The sequence below is a fragment of the Roseomonas sp. WA12 genome, from assembly GCF_054165765.1.
Genome location: NZ_CM135108.1, coordinates 4134566 through 4160529 on the forward strand (window position 1 = coordinate 4134566; position 25964 = coordinate 4160529).

Consider the following 25964-nt stretch of genomic DNA (forward strand, 5'->3'; position numbering starts at 1 on the left):
ATAACCGGTGGTGGACTGACGCCCGAAAAGTATTTTAGGCTTCAACGAAACGACCCGGAGGCTTCCAATGACCCTGCAGCGCGTGACCCTGAATCGACGCGGCCTCCTGGCCTCGGGCGCCGCCCTGGGGCTCGGCGCCCTGGCCCGCCCGGCCATCGCGCAGAACGCGCCGCTGAAGATCGGGATGATCACCTCCCTGTCCGGCCCCGGCAGCTATCTCGGCCAGGACATCCGCGACGGCTTCATGCTGGCGATGGAGATGGAAGGCGGCACGCTCGGCGGCGCGGCCGTGCAGGTGATGGTGGAGGATGACGGCCTGCGCCCTGGCCAGGGCAAGCAGATCGCCGAGCGGTTCATGAAGAACGAGCGCATCCGGCTGCTCACCGGCATCGTCTTCTCCAACGTCCTCGGCGCGGTGGCGCCGGACGTGCTGGATGGGGGCGGCATCTACGTCTCCCCCAACGCCTCCCCCTCGAACCTCGCGGGGCGCGAGTGCCACAAGAACTTCTGGTCCATCGCCTGGCAGAACGACAGCCTGCATGAGAGCGCGGGCCAGCTCGCCACCAATCTCGGCCAGCGCCGCATGTTCATCCTGGCCCCCAACTACCAGGCCGGGCGCGACGCCATCACCGGCTTTAAGCGCCTCTACAAGGGCCAGGTGGTGGGCGAGGTGTACACCCGCCTCGACCAGACGGACTACGCGGCCGAGATGGCGCAGATCCGCGCCGCCAACCCGGATGGCGTGTATCAGTTCCACCCCGGCGGCCTCGGCATCGCCTTCGTCCGCCAGTACATCCAGGCCGGGCTGCTGGCGAATGTGCCGATGGTCCTCGCCTCGCCCTCGATGGACAGCACGACGCTGACCGCGGTGGGCGATGCCGCGGTGGGCATCAACGTCACCGCCCACTGGAACAGCGACTTCGACAACGCCGCCAGCAAGCGCTTCGTTGAGGCCTTCCAGCGCAAGTACAGCCGCCTGCCCACCTATTACGGCCAGCAGGGCTACGACACCGCGCTGGCCATCGGCGCCGCGCTGAAGGGCACGGGCGGGAAGGTGGACGATACGGAAGCCTTCTTCCGCGCTATGCGCCCTGCCAGCTTCGAGAGCACGCGCGGCAAGTTCCGCTTCGGGTCCAACAACCACCCCGTGCAGGACTGGTGGGCGCTGAAGGTGGAGAATGTCGCCGGCAAGCCCGCGCTCGTCACGAAGGACCGCGTGCTGACCGATCACGGGGATGCCTACGCCTCCCAGTGCCGGTTCTAGGGCACCCCGCATGGCGCTCTTGCTGGAGCAGTTGCTGAACGGCGTCCAACTCGGCGTCATGCTCTTCCTGCTGGCGGCGGGGCTGACCCTCGTCTTCGGGATCATGGGCGTGATCAACCTCGCCCATGGTTCGCTCTACATGGTCGGCGCCTATGCTGCCGCCATCACCGCCACGACGACCGGCTCCGCCCTCCTCGCGCTTATCGCCGGCCTCGCTGCCGCCGCGATCACGGGCATGGCGGTGGAGCTGATCGTGCTGCGCCGCCTCTATGCGCGGGACCATCTGGATCAGGTGCTGGCCACCTTCGGCCTCATCCTCTTCTTCAACGAGGGCATGGTGCTGCTCTTCGGCCGCCAGCCCCTGTTCGTGAACGTGCCCGAGGGGCTGCGCGGCGCCGTGCGCGTGCTGCCCGGCGTGGACTACCCGGTGTACCGGCTGCTCATCATCGCCGTCGGCCTCGCCGTCGCGCTCGGCCTCTATGTCCTCATCCAGCGCACGCGCACGGGCATGCTGGTGCGCGCCGGCGCCACGCATCGGGAGATGGTGCGCGCGCTCGGCGTGGATGTGCGACTGCTCTACACCCTCGTCTTCGGCCTCGGCGCGCTGCTCGCGGGGCTGGCCGGGCTGATGGCGGGCCCGATCCTCTCCGTGCAGGTCGGCATGGGCGAACAGATCCTCATCCAGACCTTCGTGGTGGTGGTGATCGGCGGCATCGGCTCGGTGCGCGGCGCGCTGTTCGGCGCGGTACTGGTCGGCGTGGTGGATACCTTGCTGCGCGCCTACGTCCCGGGCCTGCTCCGCGGCGTGATGGAGGGGTCGGATGCCGATGCGCTCGGCGCCGGCCTTGCCTCGATGGGGGTTTACCTGCTCATGGCGCTGGTGCTGCTGGCCAAGCCGCGCGGACTGTTCCCCGCCCATGCATAAGTCCTGGCTGCACGACGAACGGCTCTGGGCCGTCATCATCCTGGCGCTCGCCGCGCTGGTTCCCATCCTCGCGCCGATGCTCGGCAGCCCCGCGACGGTGTCGCTCGCCACCCGCATCGCCATCTACGCCATCGCCGCCTCGTCCCTGAACCTGCTGCTCGGCGGCGCCGGCCTCATCTCCTTCGGCCATGCGGCCTATTTCGGCCTGGGCGGTTACGCGGTGGGCATCCTCTACGCGCACCACGTCTCGGGCGAGCTCTTCCTCGGCCTCATCCCCGGCTCGAACGACCTGCTGGTGACCATGCCCGCGGCCATCCTCGCCGGCGGGATCGGCGCCGCCATCATCGGCGCGCTGTCGCTCCGCACCGCGGGCGTGCAGTTCATCATGATCACCCTCGCCTTCGCGCAGATGCTGTTCTTCCTCTTCGTCTCGCTGAAGACCTATGGCGGCGATGACGGGCTGGCCATCCGCCGCGTCGCGCCCGTGCTGGGCATGAACCTGCGCGATCCCGCGACGCTGTTCTGGATCTGCCTCGGCTGCCTCGCCGTCTGGCTGTTCATCATGGACCGCATCGCGCGCTCCCGCTTCGGCCGCATCCTCGCCGGCATCCGCCAGGGCGAGCGCCGCATGGCCGCGATCGGCGTGCGCACCTATCCCTACAAGCTCGCCGGCTTCGTCATCGCCGGCATGGGCGCGGCCATGGCCGGCGCGCTGATGGTCAACCTGCTCCGCTTCGTCTCACCGGACATGATGCACTGGACCAAGTCCGGCGAGCTGATGGTGATGGTCATCCTCGGCGGCCTCGGCACTCTGCTCGGCCCCGTGGCCGGCGCCGCCGCCCTCGTCGCGCTGGAATACACCCTTTCCGGCATGACCGAGCACTGGCAGTTCTTCCTCGGCCCCATCCTGCTGCTCGTCGTGCTCTTCGCGCGCGGCGGGCTGCTCGGCGGGTTACGCCGTCTCTCCGCGCGCCGCACACCGCAGCCGCTGCCCCCCGGTGAACTCCCTCCAGTCGATCTTCAGGGCGCGGAGCCTGCCGCCCGTGGCTGATCCCGTCCTCTCCGTCCAACACCTCGCCAAACGCTTCGGAGGCCTCGCCGCCACCGACGACCTGTCGCTGGATGTCCTCCCCGGCGAGCTGCACGCCCTCATCGGCCCCAACGGCGCCGGCAAGACCACCGCCATTGGCCAGATCATGGGTGAGATCACCCCCGATGCGGGCCGCATCCTGTTCATGGGCGAGGACGTCACCCGCCTCTCGGCCCCCGCCCGTATCCGCCGTGGCCTCTCCCGCACCTTCCAGATCACCCAGTTGCTGGAGGACCACACGGCGGAGGACAACGTCGCTCTCGCCGTCCAGGCCCGCGCCGGCCACTCCTTCCGCTTCTGGCGAGACGCCTCCCGCGACGCCCGCCTGCGCGACCCCGCCCGCGCCGCGCTCGACCGCGTCGGCCTTTCCCGCACCCGCTGGACTCAGCCCGTGGCCGATCTCTCGCACGGCGAGCGCAAGCAGCTCGAGCTCGCCGTGGCGCTCGCCACCCAGCCCCGCATGCTCCTGCTCGACGAACCCATGGCCGGGCTGGGCGCCAGCGAATCCCTGCGCATGACCGAGGTGCTGCGCGAGCTGAAGGACACCATCCCCATGCTCCTCGTCGAGCACGATATGGACGCCGTCTTCTCCCTCGCGGATCGTGTCTCCGTCCTCGTCTACGGCCACTGCATCGCCTCCGGCACGCCCGCGCAGATCCGCGTCGATCCCCAGGTGCGTGCCGCCTATCTCTCCGAGGAGGAGGCGGTCTGATGCTTGTCGTTGAAGGATTGCGCGCGGGCTACGGCTCGGCCGAAGTGCTGTTCGACGTGAACCTGCGCGTCGGCCCCGGCGAGGTCGTCACCCTTCTCGGCCGCAACGGCATGGGGAAAACCACCACCGTCCGCGCCATCATGGGCCTCAACCCCCCGCGCGGCGGCCGCGTGACCTTCCGCGGCGCCCTCGTCTCCGGCCTGCCGCCCGAAGGCGTCGCCCGCCGTGGCATCGGCCTCGTCCCCGAAGGCCGTCAGATCTTCCCCACCCTCTCCGTGCGCGAGAACCTCGTCGCCACCGCCGCCGACCGCGAGCGCGCCACGAACCCCTGGACGCTCGAGCGCGTCTTCACCCTCTTCCCCCGCCTGCGCGAGCGCGCGAACCAATCCGCCCGCACCCTCTCGGGCGGCGAACAGCAAATGCTCGCCATCGGCCGCGCGCTGATGACCAACCCCCAGCTCCTCATCCTGGACGAAGCCACCGAAGGCCTCGCCCCCGTCATCCGCGCCGAGATCTGGTCCACCCTCGCCGCACTGAAGGCCGAAGGCCAGGCCATCCTCCTCATCGACAAGACGCTGGCCGCCCTCCGCCGCCTCGCCGATCGGCACACGGTGCTGGAGAAGGGGCGCACGGTGTGGTCCGGCACGGGTGAGGAGCTGGACCGGGATTCGGCGAAGGTTCGGGCCTGGATTGGAGTGTGAAGGCCGGGGGAGATGAACTCCCCCGGACCCCCTCCTTTTTCTTCGAGGCTGCCGCGGAATGACGATCAATCGCTCGCCAGAAAACTAGCCAAGAAAAGGAGGGGGCTTGGGGGAGTTCATCTCCCCCCACCTTTCTTCCGAGGAGCCCACCACATGACCTATCGCGGCATGAACCCGGCGACGCTCGACACCGAGTACAACGCCCGCGCCACCACCCCCAACGTCCTCGACATCCTCGCCGAGTACCGCGCGCGCACGGACGCCGCGAAAGCCGTGCTGCCCTGGTCCACCCACGCCTACGGCCCCACCGAGCCCGAGCGCCTGGACATCTACCCGGCGGGCAGGAACGCCCCCGTCCTCGTCTTCATCCATGGCGGCTACTGGCGCGCGCTGGATGCGGCCGATAGCGGCTCCATGGCGCCCGCCTTCGTCGCGGCCGGCGCCTGCACCGTCTCGGTGAACTACACCCTCGCCCCGACCGCGAGTCTCGACCGCATCGTGGAGGAATGCCGCCGCGCCCTGGCCTGGGTGCACGCGAACATCGCGCGCTTTGGTGGTGATCCCGCGCGCATCCATGTCGCCGGCAGCAGCGCGGGCGGGCATCTGGCCGCGATGCTGATGGCACCGGGCTGGCAGGCCGCGCTGGGGCTGCCGGAGCGCGCCGTCGCGGGCGCCACCCTGCTCTCCGGCCTGTTCGATCTCACGCCCATCCCGCACACCCACATCAACGCCTGGCTGTCGCTGGACGAAGCCGCCGCCGCGCGCAACAGCCCGGCCCTGCTGCCCCTGCCCAGGGCGATGTCCGTGGTGCTCGCCCATGGCGACACCGAGACCGCCGAGTTCAAGCTCCAGACCACCGACTTCGCCGCCGCCCTGCACGGCGCCGGCTGCGCGGCCGAAGTCGTCCCGCCCCGCCCCGGTTCGAACCATTTCGACCTCGTCTTCGACTTTGGCGACCCGCTGAACCCGCTGCACCGGGCAACGCGGCGCGCAATGGGCCTGTAGCGCTGGACAAGCTGCCCCTTCCGTCGCATGGGCATCGCGTTCCGCGAGGGGGTACCGCCATGGTCGAGCAGGTGATGAAGAGCGCAGCCTATCAGGAGGCACTGCGCCACCTGGCCGCCGGCCACGAGCGCTTCGTGGACGAGACCATCCGCCTCACCGAGATCCCCGCCCCCTTCTTCCAGGAGGAGGAGCGCGGCCGCGCCTATCTCGCCATGCTGCAGGAAGCCGGCCTCGAGGAGTGCGAGATGGATGCGGAGGGCAACGTGATGGGCCTGCGCCGCGGCCTCGGCAACGGCCAGCTGGTCGTCGTCGCCGCCCATCTCGACACCGTCTTCCCCCCCGGCACGGACCTGAAGGTGCGGCGCGAGGGAACCCGCATCTACGCCCCCGGCGTCGGCGACGACACGCGCAGCCTCGCGATGAACCTCGCCTTCCTCCGCGCCATGGATGCGGCCGGCATCAGCACGCGCCACGACATCCTCTTCGTCGGCAATGTCGGCGAGGAAGGCCTCGGCGACCTGCGCGGCATCCGCTACCTCTTCACCAAGGGCCGCTACGCCGGCCGCATCGCCGCCTTCATCTCGGTGGAGGGCCCGATGGGCATGGGTACCATCGTGTCGGGCGCCACCGGCTCGCTCCGCTACCGCGTCACCTTCCGCGGCCCCGGCGGGCATTCCTTCATGGATTTCGGTACCGTCAGCCCCTCCTTCGCGATGGCGGAGGCCATCGCCGGCCTCTCCCGCATGGAGGTTCCGAAGGAGCCCCGCACCACCTTCAGCGCCAGCGTCATCGGCGGCGGCACTTCCGTGAACTCCATCCCCAACGAGGTGTGGATGGAGGTGGACCTGCGCTCGGACTCCGCCCAGGAGCTCGGCCGCATCGACCAGGCCTTCAAATCCATCGTGCAGAAGGCCGTGGAAGCCGAGAACGCCGCCCGGAGCACCGCCAAGGGTACGATCACGGTGGAGTGGAAGAAGATCGGCGACCGCCCGGCCGGTGCGATCGATCGCGACAGTGCGCTGGTCGCCAACGCCACTGCTGCGGCAAAGGCCCTCGGCTTCGCGCCCAAGTCGGTCGCCAGCTCCACCGACGCCAGCATCCCCATCTCGCTCGGCATCCCCGGGATTGCGGTCAGCGCAGGGGCAGGTGCCGGGGCGCATACGCTGGACGAATGGGTGGATGTGGAACCGAAGCAGACGCTGCACGATATGCAACTTGCCTTCGCGACGCTGCTGAAGACGGCCGACATGGAGGTCTGAGTGGCCCCGGGAGGAAGAAGGAGTTTTTCCTCCCGGACCCTCCCTCGACTTTTTCTAGAAGACTGCCGCGTAAGGCGGGGCTGGGGCCTCGCCGAGGCTCCATGAGCCTCGACGCCCCGACAGTGCAGCTCGGGCTACCCAGCCATCCCTTCTAAGAGACTCCTGCGATCACCGTATCCGCGGCAGCCTTAACGCTGGGGTCTCCGGTGGGGGTCTGGGGAAAGCCTCCAGGGACCGCCTAGCGCTGAGACCGCCGCTGCACCGTCACTGCACCCGAAGGTGCCCCGACCCGCGTCGCCTGATCATCCCGTGCCCCGGTGATGTTGGATGCGCAGGTCCCGTTCTCCACCATCAGCCGATAGCCGGAGGCAGTGGGCCCGCAGGCACGGATCAGGTTGTCGCGATGCGGTCCGCGAGCATCGAAGACGTCGCGCACGAACTTGTCCACCTCGGTGTTCGCCTGGGCCTTGTCCGCCGGCGGCTTGGGCGAGGCGGCGATGCAGGTGCGCCAAGCGGAAACCGCGTCGTCGCAGGTCGCATCCCCAGTGGAGGACGGGGTCGCGCCCTGGGTGACCGAACGCGAACGGAGCTGGGCCTGCGCCAGCGCCGGCGAGGCCATTGCGAGAAGAAGGGCCGGCAGGACCAGCGGCAGGAAGCGCATGGGTGATGTCCCGATCAGGTGCGGGCCGCCATGGGCCGCGAAGGAAGGGGCCGGGATGGCCGGGGCGCATCGTCGCCGCCCGGAATCCGCCCACGCGTATCGTATCCCGCCGGGCGGTCCCATGTCACGCGACGACGCGCACGTTCCGCGACACGCCTGGCCACATCCCCGCTTCCGCGATCCTGCGCGACAACGCCGTGCGGTGGCCCTGGCGCACGGCGCCGGGCGCGCGCATATCCGCGAGATGACGACGACGCCCTCGCCCTGGCCGGCCCCCGCCGCCGCTCCGCCGCAGCCTGCCCCGGGTAGCACTCTGGGCGGGTTCGAGGCCGACCTGCTGCTGGACCGCCGCCGCCTCAAGCGGAGCCGCGGCCTGTGGCGGGCCCTGGCCGTGCTGGTGCTGCTGGGCGGCCTGGCCGTCGCTGGCGTCCTGGGCATGGGCGACGACGCGCCAGGGCTGGCCGGGCTGCGCGGCCCGCATGTCCTCCGGCTCACCGTGTCGGGCACCATCACCGACGACCGCCGCCTGCTCGAGGCGATCGACCGCGCCGCCAAGTCGGACAACGTGCGCGGCATGATCCTCTCGGTGGACAGCCCCGGCGGTACCGTCTCGGGCGGGGAGGGGCTGCACGCCGCTCTCCGCCGCTTTCGCGAGGCCAAGCCGCTCGTTGCCGTCTTCGGCGGCACCGCGGCCTCTGCCGGCCTCATGATCGCCATGCCCGCCGAGCGCATCTTCGCCCGCGAGGGCAGCGTCACCGGCTCCATCGGCGTGATCATGCAGACCTTCGACGGGCAGGAGGCCATGCGCAGCCTCGGGCTCCGCGCCGAGGCCATCACATCGGGCCCGTTGAAGGACCAGCCCAGCCCCTTCCGCCCCCTCACCGAGGAAGGCCGCGCGGCGCTGCGCGCCGTGGTGCAGGACCTCTACGACCAGTTCGTGCGCATGGTGGCCGAGGGCCGCCGCATGCCCGAGGACCGTGTGCGCGCAATCGCAGACGGCCGCGTCCTTACCGGCCGCCAGGCGCTCGTCGCGGGCCTCGTGGATGCCATCGGCGGCGAGCCTGAGGCTCGCGCCCATCTCGCCTCTGCCCATGGCATCGCCGCCGACCTTCCGGTGCGCGATCTGCGCGCGCGGGACCTGCGCGAGCGCAGCTTCGGCGCCGCCTTGGGTGAGGCCGCGGGCACAGTCATCGGAGAATCCATGAAAAGCCTGATTTCAGAAGGGCTTGGCGGCCGGCTGGGCGTTGACGGCGCCTGGGCGCTTTGGCAGCCTCGCGGGAATTGAGCAGCGCCCCTTCGCGCCAGGCTTCAGGAGACGCGCGCGCCGGATGACGAAGTCGGAACTCATCGCATCCCTCGCTGCGGCCAATCCCCATCTCCGCCAGCCGGATGTGGAGCTGATCGTGGCCACGATCTTCGAGGAAATCACCGCCGCCCTCTCGCGTGGGGATCGCGTGGAGCTGCGCGGCTTCGGAGCCTTCTCCGCCAAGAAGCGGGATGCCCGCACGGGCCGCAACCCGCGCACCGGCGAGTCCGTTGCGGTCTCCGGCAAGGCCGTCCCCTATTTCAAGCCCGGCAAGGAGCTGCGGGAGAGGGTCAATGGCGGCCCCCTGCAATCGCGCCGCGCCGCCGCTGCCGCCAAGGCCGCGGAAGGCTGATACCTCGGGAGTTCCGCCCATGTGGCGCCTGTTGCTGATCCTGCCGCTTCTGCTCGTCCTCGTGCTGTTCGCCGTCTCGAACATGCAGCCCGTGGGCGTCGGCTTCTGGCCCTTTGACCTCACCTGGCAGGCGCCGCTGGCGATTGTGGTGCTGCTGATCGCGGCGCTCGCCTTCCTGCTCGGCGCCTTCATCGCCTGGGCTGCCGGCGGCCCCTCCCGCCGCCGCGCCCGCGCCCGCATCCGCGACGGCGAGGCTGCCCAGGCCGAACTGGCCGGGTTCCGTGCCCGCGAGGCCAAGCGGGTGGAGGCCGAGACCATGGCGGCCGACCAAGCCATGTATTCCGGCACCGGCAGCCGTGCCGTCCGCATCGCCGGCTAGCCCGGCCTCACGGAACATTCACCGCCCGCGCGATTTTGCGGGCCCGTCCCGTCTGGCCGTCCACCGGCCGGGCGGGCAGGAAGCGCCCATGCGCTATCCCATCGCCCTCTGCCTACTTCTCCCCGCCATTGCCCAGCCTGCATTGGCCCAGCCTGCATTGGCCCAGCGCCCCCCGGCGGAACCGCCACGGGTGTCCCCCTATGCCGGCGGCTCGCTCACCCTGGGCGACGAGAACGACATGTTCGGCGGCACCGACCGCTACTACACCAACGGCCTGATGCTGCGCTGGGATTCCCCGGCCACCACGCCCCAGGGCCCCGTCGCTTGGCTCGACCGCGGCTTCTCCTGGCTGCTCGGCCCCGGCGAGTTCCGCTGGGGCCTCGCCCTCGAGCAGAGCATCTTCACGCCCGAGGAAATCCGCCGCCGCGTGCCGGACCCGCGGGACCGCCCCTATGCCGGCCACCTCGTCGGCTCGCTGAACCTGGAGCGCTCGACCGAGCGGGTGCGCACCGCGCTCTCCTTCCAGCTCGGCGTCACCGGCGCCGCCTCGGGCGGCGAATTCGTGCAGAACCGCTGGCACGACGTGATCAACAAGTACCACGCCGAGGGCTGGGACCATCAGCTGGGCGACGAGGTGACCTTCGGCGTCCTCGCCGAACGCCAGTGGCGCATCCCCGGCCGCCGCATCGCCGGGCTGGATACCGAGCTGATCCCCAGCACCAGCCTCGCCCTCGGCACCGCCTACACCTATGCCGGCGGTGGCGCGCTCCTCCGCATTGGCGATTCCCTTGGCGCCGACTGGGGCCCGGCCCGCATTCGCCCGGCCATCAGCAACTCCCCCCTCTCGCGCCCGCAGCACGACCTGGGCTGGTACGCCTTCGGCGGCCTCGGCGGCCGCGTCGTCGCCCGCAACCTCTTCCTGGACGGCAACACCTTCCGCGACAGCCCGAGCGTCGACCGCCGCCACGTGGTCGCCGAAGCCCAGATCGGCGCCGCCCTGCTCTGGCGGGGCATGCGCCTGGCCTACACCCATGTCTGGCAGTCCAAGGAATTCAACGAGCAGCGCGGCGGTCAGGCTTTTGGCTCGATCAGCCTGACGGTGCCGTTCTGATCTTTGGGTGACGGTGGCCGCAGGGGGCTAGCCCCCTGCACCCCCACTGGGGACCCAACGGGGTCCCCAGACCCCGCGAGAAGGCTGCCGCGGATACCCTGATCGAACGGGTTTACGTTTTCTCCCCAGCGCGGGCGGTCATGTCCCGCGCCGAGGCTCTTGGAGCCTCGGCGAACGACAGCCGAACCTTCCGCGACAGCCCTCTGAAAAAAGATGAGGGAGGTCCAGGAGGGAGAATTCCTTCTCCCCCCTGGGGCCACCCACACACCCTCAGTCCGGCAACGTTCCCTCCGCCTTCAGCACCTCGGCCGCCAGATACAGGCTGCCGCAGACCAGCACCCGCCCGGCCGGCCCACCAACCCCCGCCAGCGCATCCGCCACGCGCGGCCCGATCCGCGCTACCCCGCCCGAGGCCGCGACGATTTCCGCCGGTTCCACCGCCAGATGCTGCCCCGGCTCCGCCACCGCCCAGACGGTGCGGGCGAAGGGCAGCAGTGGCGCCAGGAACTCCCCCACCGCCTTCGACTTCTTCATCCCCACGACCAGATGCAGCGGCCGATCCGCCCAGCCCCTAAGCTGCCCGGCCAGGGCCTGCCCGGCGCCGGGATTGTGCCCCCCATCCAGCCACAGCTCCCAGCCCTCGGGCAGCCGCGCCGCCAGCGCCCCGTGCAGGCGCTGCAGCCGCGCCGGCCAGGTCGCGCCCGCCACGCCGCGCGCGATCGCCTCATCCGTCAGCCAGCCCGGGTTCCAGGCCCGCAGCGCCGCGATGGCAATCCCCGCATTGTCGGCCTGATGCGGCCCGGGCAGGCCCGGCCGGGGCAGGTGCAGCGCGCCGCGTCCGTCGCGGTACAGCAGCCCATCCGCGTCGAGCTCCGCCCACCAGTCCCGCCCACGCACCAGCAAGGGCGCACCCTGGGCGGCGGCCTCGGCCTCCAGCACGGCCAGCGCCTCGACCGGCTGCGCGCCCGTCACCGCCGGCACGCCTGATTTGATGATCCCGGCCTTCTCGCCTGCGATCTTCCCCAGGCTGTCGCCCAGAAAATCCATGTGGTCCATCGAGATGGAGGCGATGGCGCTCGCCGCCGGCCGCCCGATCACGTTGGTGGCGTCGAACCGCCCGCCGAGCCCCACTTCCAGCACCAGCAGGTCCGCCGGCACCCGGCTGAACAGCAGCAGCGCGACGGCGGTGGTGATCTCGAAGACGGTGATCGGCAGCCCCGCATTGGCCGCCTCCACCTCCTCCAGCGCGGCGGCCAGCGTCTCCTCCTCCACCAGCCGCCCGGCCAGCCGGATGCGCTCGTGGAAGCGCACCAGATGCGGCGAGGTGTAGGCATGCACCCGCTGCCCGGCGGCTTCGGCAATCGCGCGCAGGAAGGCGCAGGTGCTGCCCTTGCCGTTGGTCCCGGCCACATGCACCACCGGCGGCAGGCGGCGCTCGGGGTTGCCCATCGTGTCCAGCAGCCGCTGCAGCCGGTCCAGGCTGAGGTCGATCAGCTTCGGGTGCAGCGCGTGCAGCCGGTCGATGATCCGCTCCGACCGCCCGGCCTCGACACGACTGGCCGCAAGCTGCAGCCCCGCCGGGGCGCCCCAGGGGGGAGAAGGCGTATCGGACATGGCCGGCGGTTCCGGAAAACGGGTCCGGCCGGAACCCCCGGCCGGGGGCCGCCCCGCGCACGGCGGGGCGGAGGGCCTATTCCGCGGCGGGAACCGGGGCAGGGGACGGCGCGGGCGCGATCGGCGCGTCCGGCTTGGCGGCGGGCACCACGGCGGCGGGGCGCAGGAAGCCGATCAGCCGCCCCAGCGTCGCTCGCATCTCCGGCCGCGGCACCACCATGTCGAGGATGCCGTGCTCCAGCAGGTACTCCGCCCGCTGGAAGCCCTCGGGCAGCTTCTCGCGCACGGTTTGCTCGATGACCCGCGCGCCCGCGAAGCCGATCAGCGCGCCGGGCTCGGCGATCTGGATATCGCCCAGCATGGCGAAGCTGGCCGTCACGCCTCCCGTCGTCGGGTCGCACAGCACGGTGATGAAGGGCAGCCCCGCCTCCTTCACCATGCGGGTCGCGATAACCGTGCGCGGCATCTGCATGAGGGAAACGGCTCCCTCCTGCATGCGCGCGCCGCCGGAGGCGGTGAAGACGATCAGCGGCGCGTCCTGCAGCACGGCCAGGCGCGCGGCGGTGACGATGCCCTCGCCGACGCCGGCGCCCATGGAACCGCCCATGAAGGAGAACTCGAAGGCCGCCGCCACCGCGGGCCGCCCGTCGATGGCACCGTGCGCGACCGCGATCGCGTCATCCATCCCGCTCTTGGTCTGCGCCTCGCGCAACCGGTCGCCGTAGCGCCGCTGGTCGCGGAAGCGCAGCGGGTCGGCGGGGGCGCGCGGCAGCTCGATGCGCTGCCAGCCCGGATCGAAGGTGTAGTCCAGCCGGCGGGTGGCCGAGATCCGCATGTGGTGCCCGCATTTCGGGCACACGTGCAGGTTCCGCTCTAGGTCCTGGTGGAAGACCATCTCCCCGCAATGCGGGCACTTGATCCAGAGGTTCTCCGGCACGTCGCGCTTGGTGCCGAACAGCGTCTGTATCTTGGGCAGCGCCCAGTCGGAGATCCAGTTCATCCGTGTCCCATCCGCGGGCCCGATCCGGCCCGGCCTGCCCAGGGGTGGCCGATGGCCGCCGCCCTTTCGCGTCGTGAGGGCGGAGGTAGTCGCGTCCGCCCATCCGGCGCAAGGGGCCGGGCCTCTGGTGCCAGGAGACGGTAGGGGGCACCCTTGCAAAATGGCACGGCGACCTATGCCGCCCACCCATGGACCGATTCGGCCCGAACGGCGTTATGCTGGACATCATGGCGTCTGACGATCCCTACCAGACCCTCGGCGTGAGCCGGACCGCGAGCGCGGAGGAGATCCGCCGCGCCTTCCGGGCCATCGCCAAGCGGGACCACCCTGATCTCAACCCCGGCGATGCGGCCGCGGAGGCGCGCTTCAAAGCCGCCAACGCCGCGCATGATCTCCTCTCGGACCCCGATCGCCGCGCCCGGTTCGACCGAGGCGAGATCGACGCCGCCGGCCAGGATGTGCCCCCGCGCGGCTACTACCGGGACTATGCCGAGAGCACGCAGGGCGCCCGTTACGGCGCCGGCGCCGGCGACGCCGCCGGGGGCCCGCGCTCCGGCCCCTGGCCCGGCGGCGGCTTCGATCCGGACGAGCTGGAGGACATCCTCGGCATGTTCGGCGGCCGGGGCGGTGGCCAGGGGCCCCGCCGCGGCCGGGACGCCCAGTACCGACTTTCCGTGGACTTTCTGGACGCCGTCAACGGCGCCACCCGCCGCATCACCCTGCCGGACGGCCGGGACCTCGACGTCCGCATCCCCCCGGGCCTTGAAGACGGTCAGGTGCTGCGCCTGCGCGGCCGCGGATCCCCCGGCAGCAGTGGTGCCCCGGATGGCGACGCGCTGATTGAGGTCGCCGTCGGCCCGCACCCCTATTTCGAGCGCACCGGCCGGGACCTGCGCATGGAACTTCCCGTCACCCTTACCGAGGCCGTGCTGGGCGCCAAGGTTCCCGTCCCGACCCCGCGCGGCGAGGTCACTCTCACCATTCCGCCGAGAGCCGATGCCGGCACCCAGATGCGCCTGCGCGGCCGCGGCGTGGCCGAGGCCGGCGGCACCCCGGCCGGGGACCTGCTCGTCACCCTTCGCCTCGTGCTCGGCCCCGTGGACGATCGGCTGGCCGACTTCCTGCGCGACTGGGTGCCTACCGGCCCTGCCACGGCCCCTGGCGCCGACCCCAGGGCCGAGATGCTTGCGGAGATGCGGAGGCGCGCATGATCCCGTTCGAATCCGTCCTTCACCGCGTCTCCGGCCTCGACGCCCAGGTCCTGGAAACCTGGATCGCCCAGGGCTGGATCCGCCCCGAGCGCCAGGCCGGCCGCCCGGTCTTCCAGGAGATCGACATCGCCCGCTGCCGCCTCATTCTCGAGCTGCGGGAGGAGCTGGAGGTGAACGAATCCGCCATCCCCGTCGTTCTCAGCCTGCTCGACCAGCTGCACCGTACCCGCCGGCAGCTCCGCCGCGTGGTGGCCGCCCTGGAAACCACGAGACCGTCCCATGGCTGACCCGGCCAGTACGCCCGACCTGTCCGGCAGCGTGGGCGCGCTCAGCGCCGCCCTTCTCGGCGCCGCGCTGGACGTGGCCGGCCTGGCCGTGGTGATGACCGACGCGCCGCTCGATGCGCCCGGCCCGATCATCCGCTACGCCAACGCGCATTTCGAGGCGATCACCGGCTATCCCGCCGCCGAGCTGCTCGGCCGCTCGCCCCGCCTTCTCCAGGGCCCCGACACCGATCCCAACGAGCTGCGCCGCCTGCGACGCGCGCTGGACGAGACGGGTCACTTCATCGGCGCCACCATCAACTATCGCAAGGATGGCAGCCCCTATCTGAACGAGTGGGTCGTCACCCCCATCCTCGCCCCCGACGGGCGGGTGACGCACTGGTTCTCCATCCAGCGCGACTCCACTATCCCGGGCGTGCCGCATCCCGGCGCCGAGGCGCTGCAACGCCGCACCGAGGCCCTTCTCGCCTCCGTCCGCGCCATCGCGTCCCGTAGCCTCGCCGGTGAGGAGGACCGCAGCTTCGGGGACCGCCTCGCCGCCCTCGGCCGCGCCCAGGCCCTGGCTGCCGGCCCCGGCGCAAAGCTGGGTGCCGACCTCGCCGCCCTGCTGAGGGGCGAGATCGACCAGCTCTCCCCCGCCCCTGGCCAGGTGACGATCGAGGGCCCGCCTGTGCCGCTTCCCCGCGGCGTGGCCGAACCCCTGTCGCTCGCCCTTTACGAACTGGCCGCCAACGCCGCCCGCCACGGCGCCCTCGCCACCCCTGAAGGCCATCTCACCGTCACCTGGCGGCTGGACGGCGCCGGCAGCGAGCGCCGCCTGTACATCGCATGGCATGAGCGGGGCACGGCCGGCCCACGGCCGGAGCATGGCTGGCGGGTGATCGAGGAGGCGCTGGCTTTCGCACTCGGCGGCGAGACGCGGCTCGAGACAGGGCCCGACGGGCTGACCTGCACGATCGTGCTGCCGCTTGCGGGGTAGGGAAGGCCGGGGGGAGGTATCCCCCCGGACCCCCTTCTATTCTTGGGGTTTAGCGCTGGAGCGCCAGCGACGCCCGCGCGACGAAAAGCTCGGAGAAGAAGGAGGGGGTCCGGGGGAGTTCACCTCCCCCGGCCTTGTCTTCAGTTCGCAGCCCGCCGCGTGCCCAGGTAATCCCGCACCGTCTGCCACGCCACCGTCTGCAGGTGCCGCGCCGTATCGGCATCCAGCCCCGCGGTGTAGCTGTTCCCCTCGGGCGAGACGCCAAACAGCGCCGCATAGGTGGTGGCCGCCGCCAGATAGGTGCCCGCCAGGCTCGGGTGCCGCTTGTCCGCGACATAAAGATTCAGCGCCGGCCGGTCCCGGATGCTGCGCGCGAAGGCGAGGCCGGCGGGGATGACGAGCGCGTCGTTGTCATTGCCCGCGCGGGTGTAGGCGGCCGCGAGCTGCTCGGTCATCTCCGGCTTGTCGGCATAGGCCCAGGACATGAAGAACACCGGCTTCGCGCCGTGCTGCCGCACCGTGTCGCTGTGGCGCTTGGCGAAGTCGGTGAACACCGAGGACAGGCGCGGATGGATCGGGCACTGGCTGCAATCCATCATGACCGCAACATCGAACAGCCGGGCGTTGTTGTTGAAGACGATGTTGTTGTCGTTGTCGAAGGAATAGGATCCGACGGCGTTCGGCCGGAAGTAGGAGCCGACATCGTGCCACTCGAAGCCCGAGCCGCTGATGGTGACGGACACGCTGCGGACGGGCGGCTGACCCGCGCTGCGCAGCAGGTTCGTGATGTGCCCGTGCATCGAGTTGTTGTAGTAGAAAAAGCTGTTCCCGATGAAAATCGCCGAGGTCGGCCGTTCATCGAGCGCCTGCACGGTGGGCCGGGCCGAAGCCTGCGGCGCGGCCCCGGGAGCGGCGGGTGTTTGCGCCTGCGCGGCGCCCGCGCCCAGCAGCAGCGCGGCAGCGAGGGCAAGCCCGCGGGCCTTAGATGAGGACATGGCTGGTTTCCTTCCCGGGCGCGTCGCGCCGATGCGCGATTAAAGCGGCGGGATGGCCCGGCGGTCCAGCGCCTTCGCCCGCGCCGCGCCGCGTCCTATCGTTCCCCCGCCGCGCCGTGCCGCGGAGGGAGCCCCGCCGTGAAACTGCCCGACCTGCCCTTCACCCCCGTCCACTGGACCGCCCTGCCTGCCACCCACCATCCCGGCGAAACCGAGGCCGCCGCGACCTGGCGCACGCTGAACAACGGCGACGTCCGCATGCGCGTGGTGGAGTACGCGCCCGGCTACCTGGCCGATCACTGGTGTGACCGCGGGCATGTCATCTACGTGCTGGAAGGCGCGCTGAAGACCGAGCTGAAAGACGGCCGGACGTTCACATTCGGCCCGGGCGAGGGCTACACCGTATCGGATTTCGGCGACGCCGCGCATCGGTCGTCGACGGAAACAGGCGCGAAGCTGTTCATCGTGGATTAGAGAAGGCCGGGGGAGATGAACTCCCCCGGACCCCCTCCTTTTTCTTAAAGTTTTGTCGTCGCCCCGGCACCACTCGCGCACCAACGCTACCGGCAGAAATAGAGGGGGTCCGGGGGGATACCTCCCCCGGCCTTCACCGCGCTCCGCGCACCCCATCCGCCAGCGCCCGCACCCCGTCCAGCACCGCCCGAACGGTCCCGTTGGTCGCACGCCCTTCCGCATCCAGCGTCCCCACCAGGATGTCGATCAGCGCCGAGCCGACCACCGCGCCATCCGCCGCGCGCACTGCCTCCGCCGCCTGCTCCGGCGTGCGGATGCCGAAGCCGATCGCCACAGGAAGGTCCGTCGCCGCCCGTACGCGCGGGATCGCCGCGGCGAGGTCCGAGGCGCCGGCCGAGCGCGTGCCGGTGATGCCGGTGATGGGGATGTAGTAGATGAACCCGCCCGCCCCATCGAGCACGACGGGCAGCCGGTTCTCCAGCGTGGTCGGCGCCACCAGCCGGATCATGTCCAGCCCGTGCGTGAAGGGCTGCAGCTCCTCCGCCTCCTCGGGCGGCATGTCCACCACGATCAGCCCATCCACGCCGGAGCAGCGGCAGTCCTCGCAGAAGCGCTCGGGGCCGTAGGCAAGGATGGGGTTGAGATAGCCCATCAGCACGATCGGCGTGTCGTCCTCGTCGCGCCGGAAGTCCCTGACCATGGCGAGCGCGCCCGCGAGCGTCCCACCCGCCTTCAGCGCGCGCTGCCCCGCCTTCTGCACGGCGGGCCCGTCGGCTGCCGGATCGGTGAAGGGCACGCCCAGCTCGATCAGGTCCGCCCCCGCGCCGGGCATGCCGCGCAGGATCGCCAGACTCGTCGCGGGATCGGGGTCATAGGCCTCGAGGAAGGGCATCAGCGCGCCCCGCCCCTCGGCGCGCAGCGCGGCGAAGCGGCGCGCGATGCGTCCGCCCCGCGGCGCCTCCACGCAGCCGGCGGCCGTGATGTCGGACGCGCCCGCGCTCACAGATCCGCCCCCATGTGATGCGCCACCGTGAAGATGTCCTTGTCGCCGCGCCCCGACAGGTTGAGCACGATGATGCTGTCCGCCGGCATGGTCGGCGCGCGCTTGATCACCTCGGCCAGCCCGTGCGCCGATTCCAGCGCGGGGATGATGCCCTCCAGCTTCGAGCACAGCTGGAAGGCCTCCAGCGCCTCGGTGTCGGTCGCTGCCGTGTATTCCACGCGCCCGATCTCGTGCAGCCAGGAATGCTCCGGCCCGATGCCCGGGTAATCCAGCCCCGCGGAGATGGAGTGCGCCTCGGTGATCTGCCCGTGCCGGTCCTGCAGCAGGTAGGTCTTGTTCCCGTGCAGCACGCCGGGCGAGCCGCCATTGATCGCGGCCGCATGCTGCCCGCTCTCGATGCCATGCCCCGCCGCTTCCACGCCCACCAGCTTCACATCCACGTCGTCGAGGAAGGGATGGAAGATGCCCATGGCCGAGGACCCGCCGCCAACGGCGCACACCACCACGTCAGGCAGCCGGCCCTCGATCGCCAGGCACTGCTCCTTCGTCTCCTCGCCGATCACGCACTGGAAGTCGCGCACCATCTGCGGATACGGGGCGGGGCCGGCGACGGTGCCGATGCAGTAGTAGGTGTCGTGCACGTTCGAGACCCAGTAGCGCAGCGCCTCGTTCATCGCGTCCTTCAGCGTCGCCGCGCCCGAGGTGACCGCATTCACCTCCGCACCCAGCAGCTTCATGCGGAACACGTTGGGCTTCTGGCGCTCCACATCGGTCGCGCCCATGAACACCGTGCAGGGCAGGTCGAACAGCGCGCAGGCCGTGGCGGTCGCAACGCCGTGCTGCCCCGCGCCCGTCTCCGCGATGATACGCGTCTTGCCCATGCGGCGCGCGAGCATGATCTGCGCGAGCACCGCGTTGATCTTGTGCGCGCCGGTGTGGTTCAGCTCCTCCCGCTTCAGGTACACGCGCGCGCCGCCCAGATGCTTCGTCAGCCGCTCCGCGAACCACAGCGGCGAAGGACGGCCCACATAGTCCTTCAGCAGCCGCCGCCACTCCCGGTCGAACTCCGGATCCTTGCGGGCGGCGTCATAGGCCTCCTGCACCTCGGTGATGTTCGGCATCAGCGTCTCGGCGACGAAGCGGCCGCCGAAATCGCCGTACCGGCCCCGGCTGTCGGGACCGCTCCTGAGGGAATTGGGGCGGAGGGGGTTGGGAAGCGGCTTGTTCACAGCGGGGTTTCCCGTGTCTGGTTGGCCCGGAAGGGACAGGCGGCGTTTCTTTAGCGTGGGGCCGGGGTCCGGTCACCTAAGCCTTTGCCGGGGCGCTGCAAGCGGTCCCCTGGAAAGAAGGCGCTCAGGCGCGGGGCAGCGGCTCGGCGCGTCGCCATCGCAGCGCCGTCACGCCCAGCCCGGCAACCACCAGCGCCATCCCCGCCAGACGCATCGGCCCGAAACTCTCCCCCAGCACCAACGCCGCCGAGGCCGCGCCGGTCACCGGCACCAGCAGCGCGAAGGGCGCGACGGTGGTCGCGGGGTAGCGCGCCATCAGATACCCCCAGATGCCGTAGCCCACCGTGGTCGCCGCCACCGCCACATACAGCACGGAAGCCACCCCGGCCGCGTTCAGCCCGGCCAAGCCCTGCCCGATCGCCTCCGGCCCCTCCATCACGAGCGACATGGCCAACAGCGGCAAGATGGGCACGATCCCCAGCCAGGAGACGAAGGCGATCGGCCCACCGGGAGAGGAGCCCGCGCCGCGCAGCAGCACATTCCCCAGCGCCCAGCTCGCCGCCGCGGCCAGGCACAGGGCCATCCCTAGCCCCGTCACCCCATCCGCCCCCACGGTGGTGCCGATCAGCGCCAGCCCCGCGAAGGCCACGGCCATGCCGAGCACCGCCCGCCCCGTCGGCCGTTCCCGCAGCACGGCGGCGGCGATCAACGCGGTGATGAAGGCCTGGGACTGCTGGGTGACCGAGACCAGCCCGGGCGGCATCCCCGCCGCCATGCCGGTGAACAGCAGCGCGAACTGACCGACGAACAGCGTCATCCCAATCGCCACCATCCGCCCCGGCGCGATCCTCGGTCGAGGCAGCCACAGCGCGGGCAGCGCCACCACCACGAAGCGCAGGGTCGCCATCAGCAGGGGTGGCAGCCCCGCATCCAGCCCTACCCGGATCATGACGAAGTTGAAGCCCCAGAGCGCCGCCGTCAGCAGGGCCAGGCCGATATGGGCGGGGCTCACGTCCCGTGTGCCGCGCGCAGGAAGGCCGCGATCCGCGCCGGGTCCTTCACCCCACGCGCGCGCTCCACGCCCGAGGAGACATCCACTCCCGGCGCACCCGTCCCACGCACCGCATCCGCCACGTTCTCCGGCGTCAGCCCGCCCGCCAGCAGCCAGGGCCGCGGGATGACGCGGCCGGTGAGAAGCGACCAGTCGAACACCGCGGCATTGCCGCCGGGGATGGTGGCGCCCGGTGGTGGCTTCGCATCCAGCAGGAACCGGTCCACCACCGGTGCGTAACCTTCCAGCAGGCCCAGATCGGCCTCCGAGGCGATGCCCAGCGCCTTCATGACAGGCCGCCCGAAGCGCGCCCGCAGCTCGGCGCAGCGCGCCGGCGTCTCCTCTCCGTGCAGCTGCAGGATGTCGAGCGGCACCGCATCCAGCACCGCCGCGATCGCCTCATCCGTCGCATCCACGAACAGCCCGACGCGCAGCGGCCCGCCGTCGGATGGCGCGCGCGCCGAGAGTGCCGCCGCCACCTCCGCCGTCACCGCGCGGGGCGAAGGCGGGAAGAAGACGAAGCCGATCATCTCGGCCCCGCCCGCCACCGCCGCATCCAGCCCGGCCGCGTCGTTCAGGCCGCAGATCTTCGCGAGAGTCATCGGGCGAGCGAGGCGGCGATGGCCGCCGCTGCCGCCGCGGGATCGGCCGCCGCCGTGATGGGCCGGCCGATCACCAGCCAGTCCGCCCCCGCATCCGCCGTTTCCTCCGGCGTCGCGATGCGCGACTGGTCGCCCACCGCGCTGCCGGCGGGGCGAATGCCCGGCACCACCAGCAGCGGCCCCGCACCATGCGCGTCGCGGATCAGCGACACCTCGCGCGGGGAGCAGACCAGCCCATCCGCCCCGCTCTCCAGCGCCATGCGCGCCAGCCGCAGCACCTGCTGCGCCGGCCCGCCCGAGACGCCGGTGGAGGACAGCGTCGCCGCATCCATGCTGGTCAGCACGGTCACGGCCAGGATGGCCGGGCGCGCATCCCCCGCCTCCTCCGCCGCACGCCGCGCCGCCTCCACCATCGCCGGCCCGCCCGCCGCATGGATGGTCAGCATGGCCGGCGACAGCGCGAGCGCCGATCGCACCGCGCCCGCGACGGTGTTGGGGATGTCGTGGAACTTCAGGTCCAGGAACAGCGGCCGGTGCCGGGCGACGCGCGCCACCGCCGCCGCGCCATTGGCGACGAAGAATTCCAGCCCGAGCTTCAGGCAACCGACATGCGGCGCCAGCGACTCCGCCCAGGCCTCCGCCCGCGCGGGGTCCTGCGTGTCGAGCGCGGCAATGATGCCGGCGCGATCGGGACGGGGGATCATGGGCGCGACATCGCCGCGGCGAGTGCCTGATCCCGCATGTCCGGGCTGGCGGCGAGCCCTTGCTGCACTCCATCACGGTCCGCTTCGTTACGGTTCTGCGAGAGCTTGCGCTTGCCCGTCACCCGATCGAGCGAGAGGCGGAGGCCGATGATGCCGCGCAGCTGGGCCGCGGTGAATTCGGGCGGCGCGTCGGAGACCGCCCAGGGCTCCGCCCGCCCGGCCTCGTGGTGCGCGGTGAGGCGGGAGACGGCGTCCAGCAGCCGGTCCGGGTCGTCGAAGGTCTCGAGCGTGCCCTCCACCGTGATCGCCTCGTAGTTCCAGGTGGGCACCACGCGCCCGTGCTCCGCCTTGGAGGGGTAGAGGCCGGGCGAGACATAGGCCTCGGGCCCGAGAAAGACGGCGAGCGCGCGCGCGGTGCCGGGCAGGGCCTTCGCGTGCGGGTTGGCGCGGGCGAGGTGGCCGATCAGGTGGTCTCCCTCCAGCACCAGCGGCAGGGGCGTGACCAGCGGCACGCCATCGGCCCCGTTGGTGGTGAGCAGCGCCAGGCGCGCGCCCGCGATGAGGGCGCGCAGCGCGGCGGGGTCGTCCTCACGGAAGGCGAGGGGCGTGTACATGGCGGTTGGTTACTCCTCGGTCCGGCCAGGAACAGCAGAGCCTGTTGGCAAGTCGGCGCCCGCAGCAAGCGAGACCCGCTGCAGAGCGAAGCCGATCGGCCTCGTATCCGCCGACACACCAATGCTGGCGGCGCTTGTGGGACGCTCGACCTGCAGGGTGACCCGAAGCACGCCTTCCTCGACATCCGCCGGCGTGAAGGGGAGGGCGAGAGTGCGGGGCGGCTCGGCAGGGAAGCGTCCTTCGACCCAGGAGCCCTGGCGAGGCATGCGGGCGGCGTTGGCGCGAACGGTCTGGATGGTGCCTGGCGGAGCGAAGCCGGAACCCATGAGCTCCAGGGTGCCGCCTGTCGTCCAATCCGGGGGCAGGCGGATGCGCAGCCGGGCGGTGCTGCCCTTGGTCCAGGTGCCCCAGTTCTCCGGCGCATTCCAGCCCTGGCGAAGCAGCGCGTCGAGTCCGGGCTGGGACGAGTTTGCCAGAATGGGCGCGCCGGGGTGGAGCACCGGCATCCTCTCAACCTCGTCGGACGCGGGAGGCCATGCCGGCCCCGACCACTGCAGCTCCTTCAGGTCGAGGCCGCAGAGGGCATTCTCGAACCCGTGCTGCTCCGCCTCGTCACGCACGCGCGCGGCGTAGTTCGGCTGTTCCGGATGGTTCAGGTCCCAGCCGGGCGGGAGGAAGGTAGAGTAGCCGTTCGGCGTAGGGAGATTGAGGTAGGCGGCCAGCAGCATCGCCTCCACGTTGTGGCTGTAGAGGGCCGCTACCTCGTCTGCCGGCACTCCCTCCCGCGGGCGAGTGGCGGCAAAGGCTGCGCAGGCTGCCGGCGGGGGCGGCAGGGCGTGTAGCCGTGCCAGCTCCACCGTTGTGTCGATCAGCCGCATGTGGCCACGCCACCCATCGGCGACGAGCAGCGCCACCAGCCCGAGCGCAAGAGCCCGAGACCGGCGCCCGAGCCGCCACACCATCCAGGCGAGCACGAAGGCGAGGGCGGGCGCGGCGATGAAGATGATGCGCGACGGCACGCGAAAGGCACCAGCGCCGGGGACTGCTGTCCAGATCACGCTCCAGGGCCATAGGAGGCCCCAGCTGAAGCTCATCAGCGAGAGCAGCAGGGCTGCGCTGCCCATGGCCAGAAGCAGTCGCGCCTGCTCCCCGCCCTTGCAAGCCCGATACGCCGCGACGGCGAGAGCGGCGACCGAAAGGGTGAGGAAGACGGGTGCGAGGCCGTTTACGAGCGGGGAGCGCTCGCAGCAGGTGACCCAGTCGTGCATCCAGCCCCAGAGAAGGCTGGTTTCGCCGAGGGCGATCAGGCTCTGGAAGTGCCCGCCATGGAGTTGGGCCATCTCGCGGCTGTGCAGGCCGGTCTGCTTCACCACGGGCAGGTAGAGCAGCAGGGCCGGCGTGATCGCGAGCACGAGCAGGATACCGGCTGCCGCGAGTGTGGCGAGGCCGCGCGGGCTGGGGCGGAGTGCCTGCCAGCTCCGGCGCGGGGCGGTGAGGATGAAGAGAACCGTGGCAACGAGGGCAACGAGGCCGACGCCCCAGGCGACGTAGAAGGAGGTGAGGAGAACGAGCCCGTACAGGATCGCGGCGCCCGCGCTCCAGGCCAGGCCTGCCTGGCGCCAGCCCGCGAGGAGCGCGCGCGCGGCCTCGAGCCCCATCCAGGCGGCGAAGTAAGCGGGGCCCAGTGCGGCGAACTGGGCGTGGTGCAGTTCCTGCACCAGCGCGGGAAGGGTGGTGGAGAGGGTGGCGGCGAGGATCGTCGGTAGCCAGGGCAGGCCGATGACGCGGCGGCCGATCAGGAGCAGGGCGACGAAGCCGACTGTCTTCTGGAGGATCTGCGAGAGGTCGTAGGCGAGGAAGGGATTTGCGCCGAGTGCGCGGAGCGGTGCGTAGATCAGGCCGTGCAGGAGATAGCCGTCGTTGTAGGCGAGGGTGTTCGGCCAGGCGTGGAACCAGGCGACCTTGTTAACCGGGGCGAGGCCACGCAGGGCGTGCCACCAGTGCTCATGGATTGCGAGGGCGATGAAGCCATCGTAGCGTTCGCCGGAGAAGAGGCGGAAGCCGGTGGAGACCTCGGGCCAGAAGAGATAGGTGAGGGAGGCGACGAGGGCGGCCGTGGCGAGGGCGAGGGCCGCCGGGCGGGGGAGATCCCCGCCAGGCGGTGCTTCATTCAAAGGGCGCCGCCCTTTCGGCCGGCCATGGCGCCGAGACGGAGGCGGAGGGCGTTGAGCTTGATGAATCCCTGGGCGTCGAACTGGTCGTAGGCGCCCTGGTCTTCCTCGAAGGTGACGTGCTTCATCGAGTAGAGGCTGTGGGGGCTGCGGCGGCCGGTGACGATGGTGTTGCCCTTGTACAGCTTGAGGCGGACTTCACCGGACACGCTGGCCTGGGAGGCATCGACCATAGCCTGGATCATCCGGCGCTCGGGGGCGAACCAGAAGCCGTTGTAGATGAGCTCCGCGTAGCGGGGCATCAGGCTGTCCTTGAGGTGGGCGGCCTCGCGGTCCAGCGTGATGGATTCCATGGCGCGGTGGGCGACGTGGAGGATGGTGCCGCCGGGGGTTTCGTAGGCGCCGCGGGACTTCATGCCGACGAAGCGGTTCTCGACGAGGTCCAGCCGGCCGATGCCGTTTTCCTTGCCCAGGGCGTTGAGCTTGGTGAGCAGGGTGGCGGGGGAGAGGCGCTCGCCGTTGATGGCGACGGCGTCGCCGCGCTCGAACTCGATGGTGATCTCGGTGACGCGGTCGGGGGCGTCCATGGGGGCGACGGTGCGCTGCCAGACGGCCTCGGGCGGTTCGTCCCAGGGCTCCTCGAGGACTTTGCCTTCGCTGCTGGAGTGGAGAAGGTTGGCGTCCACGGAGAAGGGGGCTTCGCCGCGCTTGTCCTTGGCGATGGGGATCTGGTGTTCTTCGGCGAAGCTGAGGAGGCGGGTGCGGGAGGTGAGGTCCCATTCGCGCCAGGGGGCGATGACCTTCACGTCGGGCTTGAGGGCGTAGTAGGCGATCTCGAAGCGGACCTGGTCGTTGCCCTTGCCGGTGGCGCCGTGGCTGACGGCGTCTGCGCCCACCTGCTCCGCGATCTCGATCTGTCGCTTGGCGATGAGGGGGCGGGCGATGGAGGTGCCGAGGAGGTAGGTGCCTTCGTACTGGGCGTTCATGCGGAACATCGGGAAGACGAAGTCGCGGGTGAATTCTTCCCGCAGGTCATCCATGAAGATGTTCTCGGGGCGGATGCCCAGGAGCAGGGCCTTGTCCTTCGCGGGGCCGAGTTCCTCGCCCTGGCCGAGATCGGCGGTGAAGGTGACGACTTCGGCGTTGTAGGTGGTTTGGAGCCATTTGAGGATGACGGAGGTGTCCAGCCCGCCGGAGTAGGCGAGGACGACCTTCTTTACGTCTTTCACAGGCATCTTTGCGGGACCTTCCGGGGCCGGTTGGTGCG

General features: G+C 70.9%; 27 protein-coding genes. 15 read left to right on the forward strand and 12 right to left on the reverse strand.

Annotation, left to right across the window (positions count from 1 at the left end):
* Positions 1-67 precede the first annotated feature (67 nt).
* The 7 genes from ACVBD7_RS19560 (at position 68) to ACVBD7_RS19590 (ending at position 6956) form a co-directional block, all read left to right on the forward strand.
* Positions 68-1264, forward strand: coding sequence for an ABC transporter substrate-binding protein (locus ACVBD7_RS19560; protein WP_458094915.1), 1197 nt, complete (start codon positions 68-70; stop codon positions 1262-1264).
* 10 nt (positions 1265-1274) lie between these two features.
* The gene (locus tag ACVBD7_RS19565) at positions 1275-2189 is read left to right on the forward strand and encodes a branched-chain amino acid ABC transporter permease (protein WP_458094916.1); all 915 of its coding nucleotides are present in this window, start codon (positions 1275-1277) and stop codon (positions 2187-2189) included.
* Entirely contained in the window at positions 2182-3240 is a 1059-nt protein-coding gene (locus tag ACVBD7_RS19570; protein ID WP_458094917.1) for a branched-chain amino acid ABC transporter permease, read from the forward strand. The genes ACVBD7_RS19565 and ACVBD7_RS19570 overlap by 8 nt, the downstream gene beginning before the upstream one ends.
* Positions 3233-3991: an ABC transporter ATP-binding protein gene (locus ACVBD7_RS19575; protein WP_458094918.1), complete on the forward strand. Its 759-nt coding sequence runs from the start codon at positions 3233-3235 to the stop codon at positions 3989-3991. The genes ACVBD7_RS19570 and ACVBD7_RS19575 overlap by 8 nt, the downstream gene beginning before the upstream one ends.
* On the forward strand, positions 3991-4692 hold the full coding sequence (locus tag ACVBD7_RS19580) for an ABC transporter ATP-binding protein (RefSeq protein ID WP_458094919.1): 702 nt from the start codon (positions 3991-3993) through the stop codon (positions 4690-4692). Before ACVBD7_RS19575 ends, ACVBD7_RS19580 begins: the two co-directional genes overlap by 1 nt.
* Positions 4693-4845: 153 nt before the next feature.
* Entirely contained in the window at positions 4846-5697 is an 852-nt protein-coding gene (locus ACVBD7_RS19585) for an alpha/beta hydrolase (protein WP_458094920.1), read from the forward strand.
* A gap of 59 nt (positions 5698-5756) precedes the next feature.
* Entirely contained in the window at positions 5757-6956 is a 1200-nt protein-coding gene (locus tag ACVBD7_RS19590; protein ID WP_458094921.1) for a M20/M25/M40 family metallo-hydrolase, read from the forward strand.
* Between the two features lie 238 nt (positions 6957-7194).
* Here ACVBD7_RS19590 and ACVBD7_RS19595 read toward each other — a convergent pair whose 3' ends face one another.
* The gene (locus ACVBD7_RS19595; protein ID WP_458094922.1) at positions 7195-7617 is read right to left on the reverse strand and encodes a hypothetical protein; all 423 of its coding nucleotides are present in this window, start codon (positions 7615-7617) and stop codon (positions 7195-7197) included.
* A gap of 244 nt (positions 7618-7861) precedes the next feature.
* Between ACVBD7_RS19595 and sppA the strand changes: the two genes are divergently transcribed.
* The 4 genes from sppA to ACVBD7_RS19615 all read left to right on the forward strand — a co-directional run bounded on the left by sppA (position 7862) and on the right by ACVBD7_RS19615 (position 10765).
* The gene (sppA, locus tag ACVBD7_RS19600; RefSeq protein WP_458094923.1) at positions 7862-8902 is read left to right on the forward strand and encodes a signal peptide peptidase SppA; all 1041 of its coding nucleotides are present in this window, start codon (positions 7862-7864) and stop codon (positions 8900-8902) included.
* 43 nt (positions 8903-8945) lie between these two features.
* Positions 8946-9275, forward strand: coding sequence for an integration host factor subunit beta (gene ihfB / locus ACVBD7_RS19605; RefSeq protein ID WP_458094924.1), 330 nt, complete (start codon positions 8946-8948; stop codon positions 9273-9275).
* A gap of 19 nt (positions 9276-9294) precedes the next feature.
* Positions 9295-9654 (forward strand): lipopolysaccharide assembly protein LapA domain-containing protein, encoded by a 360-nt coding sequence (locus ACVBD7_RS19610; protein WP_458094925.1) that lies wholly within the window; start codon positions 9295-9297, stop codon positions 9652-9654.
* 88 nt (positions 9655-9742) lie between these two features.
* The gene (locus ACVBD7_RS19615; protein WP_458094926.1) at positions 9743-10765 is read left to right on the forward strand and encodes a lipid A deacylase LpxR family protein; all 1023 of its coding nucleotides are present in this window, start codon (positions 9743-9745) and stop codon (positions 10763-10765) included.
* A gap of 270 nt (positions 10766-11035) precedes the next feature.
* Here the strand turns inward: ACVBD7_RS19615 and ACVBD7_RS19620 are convergent, their stop codons facing one another.
* Complete coding sequence (locus ACVBD7_RS19620; RefSeq protein ID WP_458094927.1) at positions 11036-12379, reverse strand: bifunctional folylpolyglutamate synthase/dihydrofolate synthase; 1344 nt, start codon at positions 12377-12379, stop codon at positions 11036-11038.
* A gap of 76 nt (positions 12380-12455) precedes the next feature.
* A complete protein-coding gene (gene accD, locus ACVBD7_RS19625; RefSeq protein ID WP_458094928.1) occupies positions 12456-13379 on the reverse strand; it encodes an acetyl-CoA carboxylase, carboxyltransferase subunit beta in 924 nt (307 codons plus the stop codon).
* Between the two features lie 227 nt (positions 13380-13606).
* Here accD and ACVBD7_RS19630 point away from each other — a divergent pair, with 227 nt between their 5' ends.
* From ACVBD7_RS19630 to ACVBD7_RS19640, 3 genes are read left to right on the forward strand one after another with little or no spacing between them, the layout of a single operon-like run.
* Positions 13607-14590, forward strand: coding sequence for a DnaJ C-terminal domain-containing protein (locus ACVBD7_RS19630; protein ID WP_458097730.1), 984 nt, complete (start codon positions 13607-13609; stop codon positions 14588-14590).
* A complete protein-coding gene (locus tag ACVBD7_RS19635; protein WP_458094929.1) occupies positions 14587-14877 on the forward strand; it encodes a chaperone modulator CbpM in 291 nt (96 codons plus the stop codon). Before ACVBD7_RS19630 ends, ACVBD7_RS19635 begins: the two co-directional genes overlap by 4 nt.
* Positions 14870-15853: a PAS domain-containing protein gene (locus ACVBD7_RS19640; protein ID WP_458094930.1), complete on the forward strand. Its 984-nt coding sequence runs from the start codon at positions 14870-14872 to the stop codon at positions 15851-15853. Before ACVBD7_RS19635 ends, ACVBD7_RS19640 begins: the two co-directional genes overlap by 8 nt.
* Before the next feature lie 140 nt (positions 15854-15993).
* On the opposite strand, the gene ACVBD7_RS19645 is transcribed toward ACVBD7_RS19640, so the two are convergent.
* Positions 15994-16848 (reverse strand): hypothetical protein, encoded by an 855-nt coding sequence (locus ACVBD7_RS19645; protein WP_458094931.1) that lies wholly within the window; start codon positions 16846-16848, stop codon positions 15994-15996.
* Positions 16849-16986: 138 nt separating this feature from the next.
* On the opposite strand from ACVBD7_RS19645, the gene ACVBD7_RS19650 reads away from it, so the two are divergent.
* The gene (locus ACVBD7_RS19650; RefSeq protein WP_458094932.1) at positions 16987-17322 is read left to right on the forward strand and encodes a DHCW motif cupin fold protein; all 336 of its coding nucleotides are present in this window, start codon (positions 16987-16989) and stop codon (positions 17320-17322) included.
* Positions 17323-17455: 133 nt separating this feature from the next.
* On the opposite strand, the gene trpA is transcribed toward ACVBD7_RS19650, so the two are convergent.
* The 8 genes from trpA to ACVBD7_RS19690 all read right to left on the reverse strand — a co-directional run bounded on the left by trpA (position 17456) and on the right by ACVBD7_RS19690 (position 25932).
* Positions 17456-18214, reverse strand: coding sequence for a tryptophan synthase subunit alpha (gene trpA / locus ACVBD7_RS19655; RefSeq protein WP_458097731.1), 759 nt, complete (start codon positions 18212-18214; stop codon positions 17456-17458).
* 107 nt (positions 18215-18321) lie between these two features.
* On the reverse strand, positions 18322-19554 hold the full coding sequence (trpB, locus tag ACVBD7_RS19660) for a tryptophan synthase subunit beta (RefSeq protein ID WP_458094933.1): 1233 nt from the start codon (positions 19552-19554) through the stop codon (positions 18322-18324).
* A gap of 124 nt (positions 19555-19678) precedes the next feature.
* Positions 19679-20566, reverse strand: a complete 888-nt coding sequence (locus tag ACVBD7_RS19665) for an EamA family transporter (RefSeq protein WP_458094934.1) — start codon at positions 20564-20566, stop codon at positions 19679-19681.
* Positions 20563-21207 (reverse strand): phosphoribosylanthranilate isomerase, encoded by a 645-nt coding sequence (locus ACVBD7_RS19670; RefSeq protein ID WP_458094935.1) that lies wholly within the window; start codon positions 21205-21207, stop codon positions 20563-20565. Before ACVBD7_RS19670 ends, ACVBD7_RS19665 begins: the two co-directional genes overlap by 4 nt.
* A complete protein-coding gene (gene pyrF / locus ACVBD7_RS19675) occupies positions 21204-21911 on the reverse strand; it encodes an orotidine-5'-phosphate decarboxylase (RefSeq protein WP_458094936.1) in 708 nt (235 codons plus the stop codon). The genes ACVBD7_RS19670 and pyrF overlap by 4 nt, the downstream gene beginning before the upstream one ends.
* Positions 21908-22525, reverse strand: coding sequence for an FMN-binding negative transcriptional regulator (locus ACVBD7_RS19680; RefSeq protein WP_458094937.1), 618 nt, complete (start codon positions 22523-22525; stop codon positions 21908-21910). Before ACVBD7_RS19680 ends, pyrF begins: the two co-directional genes overlap by 4 nt.
* Before the next feature lie 9 nt (positions 22526-22534).
* Entirely contained in the window at positions 22535-24700 is a 2166-nt protein-coding gene (locus ACVBD7_RS19685; protein WP_458094938.1) for a hypothetical protein, read from the reverse strand.
* On the reverse strand, positions 24697-25932 hold the full coding sequence (locus ACVBD7_RS19690) for an argininosuccinate synthase (RefSeq protein WP_458094939.1): 1236 nt from the start codon (positions 25930-25932) through the stop codon (positions 24697-24699). Before ACVBD7_RS19690 ends, ACVBD7_RS19685 begins: the two co-directional genes overlap by 4 nt.
* Positions 25933-25964: the final 32 nt, after the last annotated feature.

What these genes read in the sequence shown, in the direction of transcription:
- ACVBD7_RS19565 (WP_458094916.1), top strand. Translation starts at nt 1,275, where the DNA reads ATGGCGCTCTTGCTGGAGCAGTTGCTGAACGGCGTCCAACTCGGCGTC.
- ACVBD7_RS19620 (WP_458094927.1), bottom strand. Translation starts at nt 12,379, where the DNA reads ATGTCCGATACGCCTTCTCCCCCCTGGGGCGCCCCGGCGGGGCTGCAG.
- ACVBD7_RS19595 (WP_458094922.1), bottom strand. Translation starts at nt 7,617, where the DNA reads ATGCGCTTCCTGCCGCTGGTCCTGCCGGCCCTTCTTCTCGCAATGGCC.
- ACVBD7_RS19580 (WP_458094919.1), top strand. Translation starts at nt 3,991, where the DNA reads ATGCTTGTCGTTGAAGGATTGCGCGCGGGCTACGGCTCGGCCGAAGTG.
- sppA (WP_458094923.1), top strand. Translation starts at nt 7,862, where the DNA reads ATGACGACGACGCCCTCGCCCTGGCCGGCCCCCGCCGCCGCTCCGCCG.
- ACVBD7_RS19630 (WP_458097730.1), top strand. Translation starts at nt 13,607, where the DNA reads ATGGCGTCTGACGATCCCTACCAGACCCTCGGCGTGAGCCGGACCGCG.
- ACVBD7_RS19690 (WP_458094939.1), bottom strand. Translation starts at nt 25,932, where the DNA reads ATGCCTGTGAAAGACGTAAAGAAGGTCGTCCTCGCCTACTCCGGCGGG.
- ACVBD7_RS19680 (WP_458094937.1), bottom strand. Translation starts at nt 22,525, where the DNA reads ATGTACACGCCCCTCGCCTTCCGTGAGGACGACCCCGCCGCGCTGCGC.
- ACVBD7_RS19640 (WP_458094930.1), top strand. Translation starts at nt 14,870, where the DNA reads ATGGCTGACCCGGCCAGTACGCCCGACCTGTCCGGCAGCGTGGGCGCG.
- ACVBD7_RS19615 (WP_458094926.1), top strand. Translation starts at nt 9,743, where the DNA reads ATGCGCTATCCCATCGCCCTCTGCCTACTTCTCCCCGCCATTGCCCAG.
- ACVBD7_RS19560 (WP_458094915.1), top strand. Translation starts at nt 68, where the DNA reads ATGACCCTGCAGCGCGTGACCCTGAATCGACGCGGCCTCCTGGCCTCG.
- ACVBD7_RS19645 (WP_458094931.1), bottom strand. Translation starts at nt 16,848, where the DNA reads ATGTCCTCATCTAAGGCCCGCGGGCTTGCCCTCGCTGCCGCGCTGCTG.
- pyrF (WP_458094936.1), bottom strand. Translation starts at nt 21,911, where the DNA reads ATGATCCCCCGTCCCGATCGCGCCGGCATCATTGCCGCGCTCGACACG.
- ihfB (WP_458094924.1), top strand. Translation starts at nt 8,946, where the DNA reads ATGACGAAGTCGGAACTCATCGCATCCCTCGCTGCGGCCAATCCCCAT.
- ACVBD7_RS19610 (WP_458094925.1), top strand. Translation starts at nt 9,295, where the DNA reads ATGTGGCGCCTGTTGCTGATCCTGCCGCTTCTGCTCGTCCTCGTGCTG.
- trpA (WP_458097731.1), bottom strand. Translation starts at nt 18,214, where the DNA reads ATGCCCTTCCTCGAGGCCTATGACCCCGATCCCGCGACGAGTCTGGCG.
- ACVBD7_RS19590 (WP_458094921.1), top strand. Translation starts at nt 5,757, where the DNA reads ATGGTCGAGCAGGTGATGAAGAGCGCAGCCTATCAGGAGGCACTGCGC.
- ACVBD7_RS19635 (WP_458094929.1), top strand. Translation starts at nt 14,587, where the DNA reads ATGATCCCGTTCGAATCCGTCCTTCACCGCGTCTCCGGCCTCGACGCC.
- ACVBD7_RS19670 (WP_458094935.1), bottom strand. Translation starts at nt 21,207, where the DNA reads ATGACTCTCGCGAAGATCTGCGGCCTGAACGACGCGGCCGGGCTGGAT.
- accD (WP_458094928.1), bottom strand. Translation starts at nt 13,379, where the DNA reads ATGAACTGGATCTCCGACTGGGCGCTGCCCAAGATACAGACGCTGTTC.
- ACVBD7_RS19585 (WP_458094920.1), top strand. Translation starts at nt 4,846, where the DNA reads ATGACCTATCGCGGCATGAACCCGGCGACGCTCGACACCGAGTACAAC.
- ACVBD7_RS19570 (WP_458094917.1), top strand. Translation starts at nt 2,182, where the DNA reads ATGCATAAGTCCTGGCTGCACGACGAACGGCTCTGGGCCGTCATCATC.